The 14,463-nt window shown below is 69.3% G+C and carries 11 protein-coding genes; 6 read left to right on the top strand and 5 right to left on the bottom strand.

Annotated features, from left to right (window positions below; translation table 11 throughout):
- Positions 1–28: 28 nt before the first annotated feature.
- A complete protein-coding gene (locus DMC61_RS18755) occupies positions 29–571 on the top strand; it encodes a transcriptional regulator (protein WP_125690363.1) in 543 nt (180 codons plus the stop codon).
- A 239-nt stretch (positions 572–810) separates the two neighbouring features.
- On the opposite strand, the gene DMC61_RS18750 is transcribed toward DMC61_RS18755, so the two are convergent.
- A complete protein-coding gene (locus DMC61_RS18750; protein WP_125690362.1) occupies positions 811–1,968 on the bottom strand; it encodes an epoxide hydrolase family protein in 1,158 nt (385 codons plus the stop codon).
- Between the two features lie 61 nt (positions 1,969–2,029).
- Here DMC61_RS18750 and DMC61_RS18745 point away from each other — a divergent pair, with 61 nt between their 5' ends.
- On the top strand, positions 2,030–2,989 hold the full coding sequence (locus tag DMC61_RS18745; RefSeq protein WP_125690361.1) for a YafY family protein: 960 nt from the start codon (positions 2,030–2,032) through the stop codon (positions 2,987–2,989).
- An 18-nt stretch (positions 2,990–3,007) separates the two neighbouring features.
- Here the strand turns inward: DMC61_RS18745 and DMC61_RS18740 are convergent, their stop codons facing one another.
- On the bottom strand, positions 3,008–4,669 hold the full coding sequence (locus DMC61_RS18740; RefSeq protein ID WP_125690360.1) for a sulfatase-like hydrolase/transferase: 1,662 nt from the start codon (positions 4,667–4,669) through the stop codon (positions 3,008–3,010).
- A gap of 62 nt (positions 4,670–4,731) precedes the next feature.
- The gene (locus tag DMC61_RS18735; RefSeq protein WP_125690359.1) at positions 4,732–5,871 is read right to left on the bottom strand and encodes a CdaR family transcriptional regulator; all 1,140 of its coding nucleotides are present in this window, start codon (positions 5,869–5,871) and stop codon (positions 4,732–4,734) included.
- Positions 5,872–6,015: 144 nt separating this feature from the next.
- Between DMC61_RS18735 and DMC61_RS18730 the strand changes: the two genes are divergently transcribed.
- The 4 genes from DMC61_RS18730 to htpG are packed head-to-tail and all read left to right on the top strand — an operon-like array spanning position 6,016 to position 11,390.
- Positions 6,016–7,242 (top strand): YncE family protein, encoded by a 1,227-nt coding sequence (locus DMC61_RS18730; RefSeq protein ID WP_125690358.1) that lies wholly within the window; start codon positions 6,016–6,018, stop codon positions 7,240–7,242.
- Entirely contained in the window at positions 7,239–7,859 is a 621-nt protein-coding gene (locus DMC61_RS18725) for a hypothetical protein (protein WP_125690357.1), read from the top strand. The genes DMC61_RS18730 and DMC61_RS18725 overlap by 4 nt, the downstream gene beginning before the upstream one ends.
- A 49-nt stretch (positions 7,860–7,908) precedes the next feature.
- Complete coding sequence (locus DMC61_RS18720; RefSeq protein ID WP_125690356.1) at positions 7,909–9,495, top strand: alkaline phosphatase D family protein; 1,587 nt, start codon at positions 7,909–7,911, stop codon at positions 9,493–9,495.
- Between the two features lie 29 nt (positions 9,496–9,524).
- A complete protein-coding gene (gene htpG, locus DMC61_RS18715) occupies positions 9,525–11,390 on the top strand; it encodes a molecular chaperone HtpG (RefSeq protein ID WP_016331743.1) in 1,866 nt (621 codons plus the stop codon).
- A 63-nt stretch (positions 11,391–11,453) separates the two neighbouring features.
- Here htpG and DMC61_RS18710 read toward each other — a convergent pair whose 3' ends face one another.
- Together DMC61_RS18710 and DMC61_RS18705 are read right to left on the bottom strand one after the other, a co-directional pair.
- Positions 11,454–13,469, bottom strand: a complete 2,016-nt coding sequence (locus DMC61_RS18710; protein WP_125690355.1) for an iron ABC transporter permease — start codon at positions 13,467–13,469, stop codon at positions 11,454–11,456.
- Positions 13,469–14,446: an iron-siderophore ABC transporter substrate-binding protein gene (locus tag DMC61_RS18705; protein WP_125690354.1), complete on the bottom strand. Its 978-nt coding sequence runs from the start codon at positions 14,444–14,446 to the stop codon at positions 13,469–13,471. The genes DMC61_RS18710 and DMC61_RS18705 overlap by 1 nt, the downstream gene beginning before the upstream one ends.
- Between the last annotated feature and the right edge of the window lie 17 nt (positions 14,447–14,463).

The following is a 14,463-nucleotide window of genomic DNA, read 5'->3' as shown; positions in this document are numbered from 1 at the left end:
TTCTCCATCGGTCGGCTACGCTGCGCCCATGGACGATCAGGTCGCCGCGAGGGTCGCGGACAGGCGGCGCGAAGCGACCGCGCGGGAGGCCAAGGCGCTCGGTCATCCCTTGCGGTTGCGGATTCTCCGGCTCTGCGGCGAGCGGGAGCTGACCAACAAGGAACTCGCCGACCGGCTCGGCAAGGACCCCGGCACGGTGCTCTATCACGTGCGGCAGCTCGTCGAGGCCGGTCTGCTGGAGCAGGCCCCGGTGCGCACCGGGTCGAGCGGCGCGCTCGAAAAGCCCTATCGCAGTGCCGGCAAGACCTGGTGGCTGGACGGGCCGTTGAACGGCGAGGACGAAGACACCCGGTTCGGGCCGATCGAGGCATTCCAGGACGAACTCCGCGAAGCCGGGCCGGGTTCGGTGCGGGTGGTCGAGCGGTTCGCGCTGCATCTCTCGCCGGAAGAGGTCACCGAACTCGACAACCGGATCCTCGACATCCTCGACGAGTACGTGGCGACCGACGGGCAGCGGCTGGACCGGCCGCTGTTGAACGGGATCTTCCTGTTGCACCGCATGGCCGAGTGACCTCGTGAGTGGTACGGACGGTTGGGGCCAAAGGTGCCTTAAGTACCTGCTGATCCGAAGTCCGTGAAGGCCTCCTTGAGGGACCCAGAGTCCCTCAAGGAGGCCTTCACGGACTGGTGTGGCGTGAACGAAGGCGTGACTCGCGTGATCAGGGACGTGACTCGCGTGATTGGAGGCCGCACTCGGGTGTTTCGCCTCTGATCACGCGAGTTCCGCCTTCGATCACGCGAGTGCGGTGCTCAGGACAGCTTGCGGAAGAAGGCCCGGAGGTCCCCCACCAGCAGATCCGGCGCGTCCTGCGTCGCCCAGTGGCTGCCGCGGTCGAATTCCTGCCACGAAACGATGTTCGCGTGGTCCCGCTCGGCGAAGCGCCGCAGCGGCCGGAAGTCGTAGGCGAAGCTGGCCAGCCCGGTCGGCGCGGTCGTCGGCTCCGCCGGGTGCTCGCTGTGCTTGTCCTCGTAGTAGAACCGCGCCGCCGAAGCCGCGGTGTTGGTGAGCCAGTACAGCGTGGCGTTGGTGAGCACGTGGTCGTCGCTCGTGGCCGACAGCAGCTGCGCGCTCCAGGCCAGCTGCCCGGTCGGCGAGTCGGCCAGCGCGTGCGCGAGGTTCTGCGGCGCGCTCTCCTGGAGTTTCGCGTAGCCGGACATGTCGTCGTTGAAGGACTGGAGGAACTGCATGTACTCCAGTTCCTTCTCGGTCATGCCCTCGAACTCCGCCGGATCGCCGCTGGGGAACGAGAACAGCTGCGTGACGTGCACGCCGAGCACGTGCTCGGCGTCGACGCGGCCGACCTCGGGGGCGACGAACGAACCGGCGTCGTTCCCGTGCGTGCCGTAGCGCTCGTAGCCGAGGCGGCGCATCAGCTCGGCCCAGGCCCGGGCCGTGCGGTACCGGTTCCAGCCCTTTTCGCGTGTCGGGCCGGAGAAGCCGAACCCGGGCAGCGACGGGATGACCACGTGGAACGCGTCCGCCGCGTCGCCCCCGTGGGAACGCGGGTCCGTCAGCTGGTCGATCAGGTCGAGGTATTCGAACACCGAGTTCGGCCAGCCGTGGGTGAGGATCAGCGGCGTCGCGTCCGGCTCCGGCGAGCGGACGTGCAGGAAGTGGATGTTCTGCCCGTCGATCTCCGTGGTGAACTGCGGGTACGCGTTGAGCTTCGCCTCCCACTTCCGCCAGTCGTAGCCCTCGCGCCAGTACGAGACCAGCCGTCGCACGTACTCCAGGGGCACGCCGTACTCCCAGCCCGGCGTGACCGGTCCGCGCTGCACCCCGTCGGTCACCTGGTCGGCGGGCAGCTCGTTCGCCCAGCGGACGCGGGCCAGACGGTCGGCGAGGTCGTCCAGTTCGGCCTGCGGGACCTCGACGCGGAAGGGCTTGATCTCGGTGTTTTCGTTCATGAGACCAAGGTAGAGTGCCATTAGGAACATCCCGTTCCTAATGGAGGGGCAGCCTGAAGAAATGTTGGAAACTTCGGCACGATTACTCCGTTTGCTCTCCCTCCTGCAAACTCCCCGTGACTGGACAGGCACTGAACTGGCAGAACGCCTGAAGGTCAGCGCCCGCACGATCCGCAACGACGTCGAGCGTCTGCGCGCGCTCGGCTACCCGGTGGACGCGACCCGCGGCTCCGTCGGCGGCTACCGGCTCGGCGCGGGCGCCGATCTGCCGCCGTTGCTGCTGGACGACGAGGAGGCCGTCGCGGTCGCGATCGGCCTGCGCACCGCGGCAGGCGGCACCATCGCGGGCGTGGAGGAGACATCGTTGCGCGCGCTCGCCAAGCTGGAGCAGGTGTTGCCGTCCCGGTTGCGCCGCCGCGTGAACGCCTTGCAGGCGTACACGGTCCCGGTGCCGAGGGACGAACCCGGCCCGCGCGTCGCCGCCGAGACGCTCACCGTGCTGACGGCCTGCTGCCGGGATCGCGAGGTGCTGCGCTTCGGCTACCGGACCCACGACGGTTCGGAAAGCACCCGCAAGGTCGAGCCGTATCGCCTGGTGAACTGGGGACGCCGCTGGTATCTGGTCGCCTGGGACCTCGACCGCGGCGACTGGCGCACCTTCCGGGTCGACAGGCTGACCCCGCGCGTCCCGACCGGCCCGCGGTTCACCGCGCGCGAACTGCCCGAAGACGTCACGGACCGCGTTCGGCGCGGGGTGTCGTCCGCCGCCTGGCGCTACCGCGCCGACGTCACCGTGCACGCGTCCGCCGAAGAGGTGACCGCGCGGATCAACCCGGCCGTCGGGACGGTGGAGGCCGTCGACGCGAACACCTGCGTCCTGCACACCGGCGCGGACAGCATCGAGACGATGGCCGTCCACTTAGGACTACTCAACGCCCCTTTCCGGGTCACCGAACCTCAGCAATTGGTCGACTACTTGCGCGAGCTGGCCGACCGGTATCGCGACGCCACCCGCATTTAGTCCTCTGAATGCGGGGTTTCAGCGGGCGAAAGTGGTCAGGAACCGGTCCCGGAACGTGTCCATCCGCCACACCGGCGCGTTCCGGTCCGGGTTCAGGCCGTCCTGCCAGTGCCACGCCGCGACCTTGTCGAGCACGGCCTTGTCCCGCGTGACCACGGTGACCGGGACGTCGTGATCCGCGCCCGCGCCGGCGACGATCGGGTTCGGCTGGTGGTCGCCGAGGAACACGAGCACGAGGTCGTCGTCGCCGTACGTCTCCACGTACGAGATGAGCGAGTCCAGCGAATACGCGATCGAGTCGCCGTACGCGCCGCGCACCTTGGCGGGGTCGGTGAAGACCTCTTCGGGCGTTTTCCCTTGCGAGGGCATGGGGTCGTAGACGGATCCGTCGCCGACGGCGGCCCAGTCGATCATTCGGGGGAGCGGTGTCCACGGCCAGTGGCTGGTGACGAGGTCGATCTCCGCCATCAGTGGCGGACGGTCCGGCCTCCCGCGTTCGGCGCGCTGGAAAGCCGAAAGCGTGAACTGGTCCGGCATCGTGGCGTAGGAGAACCGCGGGCCGTGATACCCGATGTTCCGTGAGTCGTAGTAGCGGTCGTAGCCGTAGACCTTGCCCTCCGGCCAGTCTTCGGTGTGCGCGGGAACAACGCCGACGGTCTCCCAGCCCGCGCGCTTGAACGCACCGCCGAGGGTGAACCGGTCGGTTTTCACGAAGTCGTCGTAGCGGTGCTGGCTGTCGACCCACACCCCGGACTGGAACGTGGAATGCGCCAGCCAGCTGCCCGCGCTCGTCGTCGGCGACGTCAGGAACGCGCTGCGCGAGCCGTAGCCTGCGTTCTTCAGCCGCGCGGTCCCGGCGTCGAGGACCGCGTCGACCTTGGGCGCGATGTCCGAGTCCTGGACGGCCACCCGGCCGTAGCTCTCGATGAAGGTGAACAGCACATCCTTGCCGCGCAACGCGTTCAGCAGTCCGGAAGACGGCGTGTCACGGAAGGCGTCGACGGCGACTTCCTCGGCGAAGGCCTGCCTGTCCCGGATGCCGGCCCGCACCTGGCGGAGGTCGTCGTAGGCGAAGGCGACCGCGCTGCGCGAAGCCAGGGGCTGCCCCGGAGCGAGCTGCGCGCCGGAGACCGCGCACGCCATCCAGACCACGCTGAGCACGGCCGTCACCCTGGTCGACGCCGTGCGCCGTCCGGCCACCACCCGGCTCAACCGCAGCACGGCCAGCGACATCAGCACGATCACCACCACGGCGAGCAGCGTCAGCGCGGTGAACGACGCGATCGCGCCTGCCCGGCCGATCGACGTGCCGAGCAGATCGACGCCGTTCCCGAGCACACCCCAGTCGAAAACCGGGTTGAACGGCCGGTTCAGCGTGAGCCCGAAACCGATGTCGATGGCCTTGAACACGGTCAGCAGCCCGAGGATCGCGCCCGCCGAAACCGCGACGACCCGCCGGGCGCCGTCGCGCAGCATGAGCACCACCGCCACCCCGAGCAACGCCTCCACCGGCAACCGCACGAACGCCTCGGGGGTCAGCGCGTCGAGGTCGTCCGGCGCGAGCAGCGCGAACAGCACGAGGACGGCGGACAGGGTGGTCGCCGCGCTGGACGCGATCTCGCGGGCGGCCGTCCGGTCTCCCGGCAGGCCGGCCAATGCGGGGCGCGTGAAAACCGACAAGGCGGATTCCTTCCGGGTGGAGAAGCCTTCATCGGGTTACACGGACGACGGGCTCCGGCGGTTCAGCCCGAGCGCCAGGTGCGCAGCGCCCACCACCAGCCGACGGTGTGCCGCACATGCGCCCCGCCGTCGTCTTCGGGCGGGTCGAGCGACGCACCGGTGATCTCGCCGAGCCGGGCGAGCCGGTACCGCACGGTGTTCGCGTGGACGTGCAGCGCCGCGGCCGTCTGGTCGAGCCGCCGCCCGTGGTCGAGGTAGGCCAGCGCGGTCGAGACGAGCTGCTCGTGGAAGGGATCGCCCGGCGTCAGCGCGCTCAGCAGGGTGTCACCGAGCAGCGCCGCGAGTCCCGGCTGGGCGGCGAGCGCGGTCTCGACGGCCAGATCGGCCACCGCGTGCAGACCGCGGGACCGCGCGGCCGTCGGCAGCGCCATCACGCACAGCGCGTGCATCCCGCGGACCTCCGCGAGCGGGACGGCGGGGGAGACCACCATGAGGACGTCGTCACCGAGCGCCGACGCAGCGGGAAGCCGCGGCGCCAGCCCGGTGAGCCGCCCGTCGACCAGGCCGAAGACGCCGCCCGTCGCGCCGAGCCGTCGTTCGACGACCCGCGCCTGGTACGGATCGCCGACGTCGGAGAGCAGGCAGTGATACCGGCCGCCCGGATTGAGCCCGGCGTTCGCGACCTCCTCAGCCGAAGGCGCCGTCGTGTCGCCACCCAGCAACCGCCGCAGCACCCGGGTGTGGCTGTCGTGCACCGTCCGGGAGAGTTCGAGTTCGGCCTCGTGATACCCGGCGATGACCTGCCGTTCGAGCGCGCGCGTGTTCCGGTCGAAGTCGACCAGTGCCGCCAGCATGACGTCGTCCGGCACCCCGGCCGCCTTGCCGCGTTCGACGGCGATCTCGACCGCGCGGCTGCGGCCCGCCTGCACCCCGCGCAGCAGCGCGGCGAGCGGCACGCCCTGCGCGGCCCAGTCCGCGCCGACGGCGGCGGCCGCGGCGTAGTCCTGCTCCCCGGCCCCGCCCGGCCGGTCGAAGGAGGCGAGCCCGGCGGCGAGCACGATGGCGACGTGCCGCCGGTTCTCGCTCACCGGCAGGGTCGCGACTTCCGGCGACTCCGTGCGGGCCGCCCGGACCACCTCGTCGACGACATCGGCGTCGGCGGCCATCGTGGCCAGCACGTCGTGGAGCGACCGGTGCGCCATCGCCACCGCCTTCCCGCGCGGATTGTGCGCGGTGCACAACGAAGCCGGCGGTCCTTGGCGACCGTCCCCTACCGAGGGTGTCCGGCCGGTTGGTTTCCTGTGAGCTACCGAAAGGTAACAGGCCCTCGCCGAAAGGTGCGCGTGATGCGGAAACGCCGGTTGCTGACCACCGTCCTCGTGACCTGCCTCGCCGCGGCACTGGGCTCGGCGTCCTCCGCCGCGGCGGAAGACGGCCTGCGGCAGGTGCTGTTCGTGGGCAACAACTGGGAGGGGACCGCGGACGTCATCGCGCCCTCCGGCGACTACGCGAAGATCGCGCGCGTGAACATGGTGCCGGACAAGGACGAACGGCTCACCGAGATCTACCTGAACCCGATCAAGCTCGCGTTCTTCCTCGGGATCCGCAACGGCGTCGGCGAGGGACACGACCAGCTCGTCGACGACCTCTACACCACCCCGGACGGCCGCGCGGTGGTCGCGTCGCGCCCGAGTTTCGCCGACGTCGTGTCGATCGACCTCGCCACCGGCCGCGTCAACTGGCGGTTCCCGGTGTCGGGTTTTCGCTCCGACCACATGGCCGTGTCGCCGGACGGCCGCAGCATCGCGGTGTCGGCCTCGACGTCGAACACCGTCCACGTACTCGACATCGAGACCGGACGGCAGCGCGGCTCGTTCAAGACCGGCGACAAACCGCACGAGAACACCTACACCGACGGCGGCCGGTACCTTTGGAACAGCTCGATCGGCGAGGTGAACACCGCGCTCGACGCGCCGTGGCAGGACTTCACCAAGGGCGACCGGCGGCTCACCGTCGTCGACGCGACCACCTTCCAGCAGGTGAAGGTGATCGACATGCGTGAGCGTTTGGACGCTTTCGGGCGCGGCGATCTCTCCGACGCCGTCCGGCCGGTGGCCTTCACCCCCGACGAGTCGAAGCTGTACTTCCAGGTGTCGTTCTTCAACGGCCTCCTCGAATACGACGTCGCCACCGACCGGATCACGCGGTCGAAGACGCTGCCGAAGAACCCGGCGACCAGCGAGGACCGCACCACCTGGGTCAACGACTCGCGGCACCACGGGCTCTCGATGAGCCCGGCGGGCGACAAGGTTTGCGTCGCCGGGACCATGGACGACTACGCGACCATTGTGGACCGCGCGAGCCTGCGGGAGGCGCAGCTCGTGACGGCGGCGAAGCCGTACTGGGCGACCGTGAGCGGCGACGGAAGGCATTGCGTCATCTCGGAAAGCGGATCGGACCAGGTGACGGCGATCGACTTCGCGACCGGTGCGAAGGTGAAGTCCGTCCCGGTCGGCGACCACCCGCAGCGGATCCGGATCGGCCACGTGCGTACCGGTAGCCTGCGCGGGTGAGCGAAGAGATCTGGGCCGCGCTCGGTGCGACCTCCCTCGACGAGGTACGACGTCGTGCGGCGGTGATCGACGCGGTCACCGAAATCGAGCCGATCGAGGTCGACGGCGCGGTGCGGTACGCCTGGAACAACGGTGGCGGCGAGTCGGCGGTCTGGTACTTCACGCCGGACAAGCAGGCGCTGCTGCTGACCTTCGACCACGAGTCGAGGTTGAACTTGTCCGTGGTCGAGGACTATTCGGTGCAGGAAGCGCTCTACGGCGGCGTTCCCGAACACCTCGTCACGCTGGTACGGAACCGTCCCGGGAACTACGAGTCCATGAATCTCGTCGATGCGGAGACGGGAGCTGCGATCCACTACGCCTGTGGTGTGTTCTGGTTCGACGGCGAGCGGTGGGCGCAGGCCGAAGGCTTCCTGGAGCACTGCCGCCGGGAAGGCCTGGACCCGCTGACCGAGTCGGGGTTCATCTCTTGCCTCGGCGAATACCGGTTCGGCGAGGAGTTCACCCCCGAGGCGATCGTCGAGTACCGGGCCGCCCTCGGTTGGTATGAAGACGGCGACGTGGAACCCGATGAGGCGCTGGCCGAGGTCCGGGAGATCTTCGCGCGGCTCGGCTGAGGCGCCGCTCAGCGCACGATCATGGCTCCGCTGTGGCACCGTTTCGGGAATGAGCCTGCGCTTGGGTCCGCTGCTGCGTCACGTCGACGAGACTTCGGCGACGGTGTGGGTCGAGACCACCACCGCGAGTGAGGTCGAAGTCCTCGGTGTCACGGCGAGGACGTTCGAGATCCGCGGCCACCATTACGCGCTGCTGGTGCTGACCGGTCTCGAACCGGGCTCGTGCCACGAGTACGAGGTGCGCGTGGACGGCGAAAAGGCATGGCCGCCGGAGGATTCCGGCTTCCCGCCCAGCCGCATCCGGACCCTGCCCCGGAACGAGTCCCGGGTCCGGCTCGTGTTCGGCTCCTGCCGCAAACCGCACGACGGCGACATCTTCGGCCCGGACGCGCTGGCCGCGGATGCCCACCGGATGGCCGCGGGCGAGGAAACCGAGTGGCCGCAGGCGTTGCTGATGCTGGGCGATCAGGTCTACGCCGACGAGACCACCGACGAGACGCAGGAATGGCTGAAGCGGCGTCGCGACACTTCGAAACCGCCGGGCACGGAAGTGACGGATTTCGAGGAGTACACCCACCTCTACCTCGAAGCCTGGGGCGAGCCGGTGATCCGCTGGCTGCTGTCCACGGTGCCGACGTCGATGATCTTCGACGACCACGACGTCCGCGACGACTGGAACACCTCCCACACCTGGCGGCAGCAGATGCGCGCGCAGCCGTGGTGGCAGGAGCGCCTGCGCGGGGCGATCATGTCGTACTGGGTCTACCAGCACCTCGGGAACCTCGGCCCCGCCGAACTCGCCGAGGACCCGACCTTCCAGAAGGCCATCGCCTCCGGCGGGGACAACGCCGACCTGCTGGCCGCGTTCGCCGACGAGGCCGACGACGACCGCGACGGCACCAAGGGCGCGCGCTGGAGTTACCGCCGCGACTTCGGCGGCGTGCGGCTGCTGGTCATCGACAGCCGGGCCGGGCGGATCCTGGTGGGCGGCGCCCGGTCCATGGTGGACGACGACGAGTTCGACTGGATCGAGGAGAACGCCGCCGACGCCTGCGACCACCTGCTCATCGGCTCCTCGCTGCCGTGGCTGCTGCCGCCGGTGATCTCCCACCTGCAATCGCTGAACGAGCGTGCCTGTGCCCGTCCCGGGTGGCGGGGACGGCTCGCGGAGAAGATCCGGCAGGCGGGCGACCTCGAACACTGGGCGTCGTTCCGCGCGTCGTTCGACCGGCTCGCGGCGATGATCGCGCGCGAGGGGCGCCGGGAGGATCCGCCCGCCACCATCGCGGTGCTCTCCGGCGACGTCCACCACGCCTACATCGCCGAGGCGCGATACCCCGAGCCGGTGGCGTCGGCGGTGTACCAGCTCACCTGCTCGCCGGTGCACAACGCGATGCCGCGGCCGCTCCGGCTGGCCTTCGGCGCCACCTGGTCGGCCCGGCTGGCGTCGTTGGCGCGCCGCTGGGCCGAACGCGGCGGTGTCGAACCCCTTCCGCTCGAATGGCGGAAGACGTCGGGACCGCATTTCGGCAATGTCATCGCGACCGTCGAGACCGACGGCCGATCGGCCGTCACGACGATCGAACAGGCCACCGGTGACGGGCTGACCGAGGTGGCCCGGCAGAGGCTGGTTTGAGCCGGTCACGCGCTCGGTAATATCGGCTCGTGACAACCTCTGCCGAAACACTCGAGTTCCAGTCGGAGGCACGTCAGCTGCTTCAGCTGATGATCCACTCGATCTACTCGAACAAGGACACCTTCCTGCGGGAACTGGTGTCCAACGCCTCCGACGCACTGGACAAACTCCGCCTCGAAGCGTTCCGCGACAAGGAACTGCAGGCGGACACCGACGATCTCCACATCGAGATCGCGACCGACCCCGAAAACCGCACCCTCACCGTGCGGGACAACGGAATCGGGATGAGCCGGGACGACGTCGTGGCGCTGATCGGCACGATCGCGAAATCCGGCACCGCCGAATTCCTGAAGAAACTGAAGGAGACCAAGGATTCCGCGGCCTCGCAGGATCTGATCGGCCAATTCGGCATCGGCTTCTACGCCAGCTTCATGGTGGCCGACAAGGTCACGCTGCTGACCCGCCGCGCCGGATCGGACGAGGGCGTCCGCTGGGAGTCCGAGGGTGAGGGCACGTACACCATCGAGACGGTCCCGGACCTGCCGCAGGGCACGTCGGTGATCCTGCACCTCAAGCCCGAGGACGCCGAAGACCAGCTCTTCGACTACACCTCGGCCACGAAGATCAAGCAGATCGTCAAGAAGTACTCGGACTTCATCACCTGGCCCATCCGGATGACCGAAGGCGAAGAGGTCGTCACGGTCAACTCGATGAAGGCACTGTGGGCGCGCCCGTCGTCCGACGTCACCGAGGACGAGTACAACGAGTTCTACAAGCACGTCGCGCACGACTGGAACGACCCGCTGGAGACGATCCGGCTCCAGGCCGAGGGCACCTTCGAGTACCAGGCGCTGCTGTTCCTGCCGGGGCACGCGCCGCTCGACCTGTTCATGCGGGAGCGCAAACGCGGCGTCCAGCTGTACGTGAAGCGCGTCTTCATCATGGACGACTGCGAAGCGCTGATGCCGGAGTACCTGCGCTTCGTGAAGGGCGTCGTCGACGCGCAGGACCTTTCGCTCAACGTCTCGCGCGAGATCCTGCAGCAGGACCGGCAGATCCAGCTGATCCGCCGTCGCCTGGTCAAGAAGGTGCTGTCGACGGTCAAGACCCTGATGGCCGACGAGAACCGCTACAAGTACGACACGTTCTGGAAGGAGTTCGGCCGCGCCGTCAAGGAAGGCCTGCTGGACGACCACGAGAACCGCACCGCCATCCTCGACATCTGCTCGTTCGCCTCGACGAACGACCCGGAGAAGCTCACGTCGCTGCGTGAGTACATCGAGCGGATGAAGGACGGCCAGGAGCACATCTACTACCTGACCGGTGAGTCGCGGCAGAGCATCGAGAACTCCCCGCATCTGGAAGCCTTCCAGGCCAAGGGTTACGAGGTGCTCGTGCTCACCGACCCGATCGACGAGATGTGGGTCGACGCCGTCGCCGGCTACGAGGAGAAGCAGTTCCAGTCGGTCGCGAAGGGCGAGGTCGAACTCGACTCCGACACCACCGACGAGCAGAAGGAAGAGTTCTCCGGGCTGCTGACCTGGCTGACGAAGACGCTCGGGGAGCAGGTCAAGGAGGTCCGGCTTTCGTCGCGGCTGACGACGTCGCCCGCCTGCATCGTCGGCGACACGAACGACGTCACCCCGACGCTGGAGAAGATGTACCGCGCGATGGGCCAGGAACTGCCGCAGATCAAGCGGATCCTGGAACTGAACCCGGGGCACCCGCTGGTGTCCGGGCTGCGGTCCTCGTTCACCGAGAAGGGCGAGTCCGAGGGGCTCGCGGAGACCGCGGAACTGTTGTACGGCATGGCTTTGCTCGCCGAAGGCGGCGAACTGGCCGACCCCGCGCGCTTCACGAAGCTGCTCGCCACGCACCTCCAGAAGACCCTGTAGCCCGAAGCGCGTGAAGGCCCCCTTCCCTCGGCTCAGCCGAGGGAAGGGGGCCTTCACGCGCGTTCAGGGCCGGGTCTTCCAGAGCACCAGCACGAAGTACGGCGTCCCGACCATCGCGATGACCAGACCCGCCGGGATCTGAGCCGGTGCGATGACCGTCCGCCCCAGCGTGTCCGCGACGCTCACCAGCAGCGCACCGAGCGCCGCGGCCACCGGGACGACCCGCCCGTGCCGCCCACCGACCAGCGAGCGCGCCAGATGCGGTGCGACCAGACCGACGAAGACGACCACGCCGATGGCGGACACCGCGGTGGCCGCCAGGATCCCGGACGCCGCCAGCACCACCAGCCGTGACCGTTCGATACGCACCCCGAGCACACGCGGGGTGTCCTCGTCGAGGGCGTGCAGGTCGAGCTCGCGGTGCTTGATCCACAGCAACGGCGTCAGCGCGACGAGCGCGAGCGCCACCGGCACGACCTGCTCCAGCGTGCGGCCGTAGGTCGAACCGGACAGCCAGGTCAGCGCCTTGGCCGAGTTCCACGGGTCGGAGACCACGATCAGCAGCGTGATCAGCGCCATCCCGGCCGACCAGACCGCGATGCCGATGATCACCAGCCGGTCCGAATCCAGCCCCGACCGCCACGCCAGCCCGTAGACCAGCAGGAACACCACGGTCGCGCCGACGCCGGCGGCACCGGCGATCGACCAGGCGCCGACCGCGGGGACGATGGTGATCAGTGTGATCGCGCCGAGCCCGGCGCCCGCGGTGATGCCGAGCAAGCCGGGTTCGGCGAGCGGGTTGCGGCTGACCGACTGGATCCCGCAGCCGGACACGGCCAGCGCGGCACCGGCGAGCAGCGCGGCCAGCACCCGCGGAAGGCGCTGGTCCAGCACGAAGGTGAGCGCGGTCCCGGTGTTGCCGGTGACCCAGTTCGCGAGATCGCCGAGCAGCACCAGGCGGTCGCCCAGCATCAGGCCCACCACCGGGACGACAGCGAGGAGAGCCACCAGGACGACGGAAATGAGCACGAGCCGCCGGGTCGATCCGGCGACCCCGACCCGCCCGGCCGGAGCGGGACGGCGCGAGCCGCTTCCCCGGCCGCGCCGCGCCAGCCACACCATCACGACGGCGCCGACGATCGTGGTCACCACCCCGGTCGGCACCCGCACGGCGGCGGCCGAACCCATGATCGCCCGCAGGACGACGTCGGCGCCGAGTACCGTGACGACGCCGACCAGCCCGGAAACCGGCAGCAGGGCACGATGTTTGGCGATCGGCAGCAGCAGCCGCGTGATCACCGGAGCGCTCAGCCCGACGAACCCGACCGGTCCGGCGACGGTCACCGCCGCCGCGGTCAGCGCGACGGTCAGCACGATCGCGGTGACCCGCGTGCGGCGGACCCGCAGGCCGAGCACGGTCGCGTTGTCGTCGCCGAGGGCGAGGATGTCGAGCCTGCCGCCCATCGCGATGAGCGCCACCACGGCGATCACCACGATCGGCGTCATCTGGCCGGTCGCGCGCAGATCGGCCACGGTCAGCGAACCGCTGCCCCAGGCGAACAGCCCGCTCGTCTCCTCCTCGAACAGGAGCAGCAGCAGGACGGTCACCGACTGGAGCGCCAGCAGCATCGCCGAACCGACCAGCACGAGCCGTGGGCTCGCGGCACCGCCGCCCGCGAGACCGAGGACGACGACGGCCGCGGCGAGCCCGCCCACGAACGCCGCCCCGCCCACCGGCACGAGCGGCAGCGAGAGCCCGAACGCGGAGATGGCGACCACGGCGAAATGCGCGCCCGCGTTGACCGCGAGCGTGTCCGGCGAGGCGAGCGGATTCCGTGCCACGGACTGCATTCCCGCGCCCGCGACACCGAGCGCGATCCCGAGCAGCAACGCGGCGAGCAGCCGGGGGACGCGCGCACCCTCCAGTACCGCGAGGGTCTGCGCGTCGCCCTGGCCGAAGATCGCCTTCACCACGTCCAGCGGACCGGACGTCGAAGTGCCCTGGGTCAGGTGGATGCCGGCGAGGACGGCGATGAGCACCACCAGCCCCGCCGACACCGCGATGGTGCGGGCACGCATCAGGTCGTGACTGCCTTCACGATCTGGTCGGCGGTCATGATGATCGACTTCGGTCCGCCGAAGGTCCACGTGCCCGCGTCGAGCTTGTGGATCTTCTTCGACACCACGAACGGCAGCCGCTGGTAGACGGCGTTCTGCGCGAGCCCGGTGGTGAAGACGTCTTCTTCGGCGGCGCTGTAGAACAGCACGGTCTTCGGGTCGGTGATCGCGGTCAGGCCCTCGACGTCGGTCTGGCCGAGCCCCCACTGCGGGTCGACCTTGCCGGTCCAGGCGTTCTTCAGGCCGACGGCCTCGGCGGTGTCGGAGACCAGCGAACCCTTGCCGAACGGACGGATGCTGACGGTGCTGCCTTCGAGGTAGCCGTCGGCCATCAGGAACGGGGTGCCCGCGGCGCCCTTGGCCTCGACGGCCTTCTTGCCCTCGGCGAGTTTGGCGTCCATTTCGGACAGTTGCTTGTCCGCCTCGGCCTCCTTGCCGACCGTCTTGGCGATCAGCTTGAAGTCCTCGCGCAGCCGGTCGAAGTTCCGGCTCGCGTCACTGGACTTGGTCACCACGACCGGCACGTACTTCTCGATCTGCGGGACCAGCGTCGAGTCGCGCTCGTCGGCGATGATGACGACGTCGGGGCTCAGCCCCACGATCGCGTCGACGCTGGGCTCGTTGCGCTTGCCGACGTCCTTGACCTCCGGGGTCAGGGGAGCGGCCTTGTCCCAGACGTTGTAGCCCGCGACGTCCGCGGCGCCGACCGGCATGACACCGAGCGACGCGACCATCTCGGCCTCGCCCCACTCCAGCGCGACGACGCGCTTCGCCGGGGCCTTGAGGGTGACGGCCTTGCCGCGCGCGTCGGTCACCGTGACCGGTCCGCTCGCGGCGGCGGATTCGCTCGGCGCGGCCGCGGTGTTCTCCGTGGTGCCGCAGGCGGACAACAGCAGGGCCGTCGCCGCGACGAGGGCGGCAGGGGTCAGCAAACGCATGGTTCTTCCTGGATTTC

Origin of the sequence: Amycolatopsis sp. WAC 04169 (assembly GCF_003947535.1) — a bacterium.
Taxonomy (GTDB): Bacteria; Actinomycetota; Actinomycetes; order Mycobacteriales; family Pseudonocardiaceae; genus Amycolatopsis; species Amycolatopsis keratiniphila.
This window is presented reverse-complemented; position numbering and strand designations above follow the sequence as displayed.

Coding starts and splice junctions, on each gene's coding strand:
- DMC61_RS18745 (WP_125690361.1), top strand. CDS start 2,030: ATGTTGGAAACTTCGGCACGATTACTCCGTTTGCTCTCCCTCCTGCAA.
- DMC61_RS18710 (WP_125690355.1), bottom strand. CDS start 13,469: ATGCGTGCCCGCACCATCGCGGTGTCGGCGGGGCTGGTGGTGCTCATC.
- DMC61_RS18720 (WP_125690356.1), top strand. CDS start 7,909: ATGAGCCTGCGCTTGGGTCCGCTGCTGCGTCACGTCGACGAGACTTCG.
- DMC61_RS18755 (WP_125690363.1), top strand. CDS start 29: ATGGACGATCAGGTCGCCGCGAGGGTCGCGGACAGGCGGCGCGAAGCG.
- DMC61_RS18750 (WP_125690362.1), bottom strand. CDS start 1,968: ATGAACGAAAACACCGAGATCAAGCCCTTCCGCGTCGAGGTCCCGCAG.
- DMC61_RS18705 (WP_125690354.1), bottom strand. CDS start 14,446: ATGCGTTTGCTGACCCCTGCCGCCCTCGTCGCGGCGACGGCCCTGCTG.
- DMC61_RS18735 (WP_125690359.1), bottom strand. CDS start 5,871: ATGGCGCACCGGTCGCTCCACGACGTGCTGGCCACGATGGCCGCCGAC.
- DMC61_RS18730 (WP_125690358.1), top strand. CDS start 6,016: ATGCGGAAACGCCGGTTGCTGACCACCGTCCTCGTGACCTGCCTCGCC.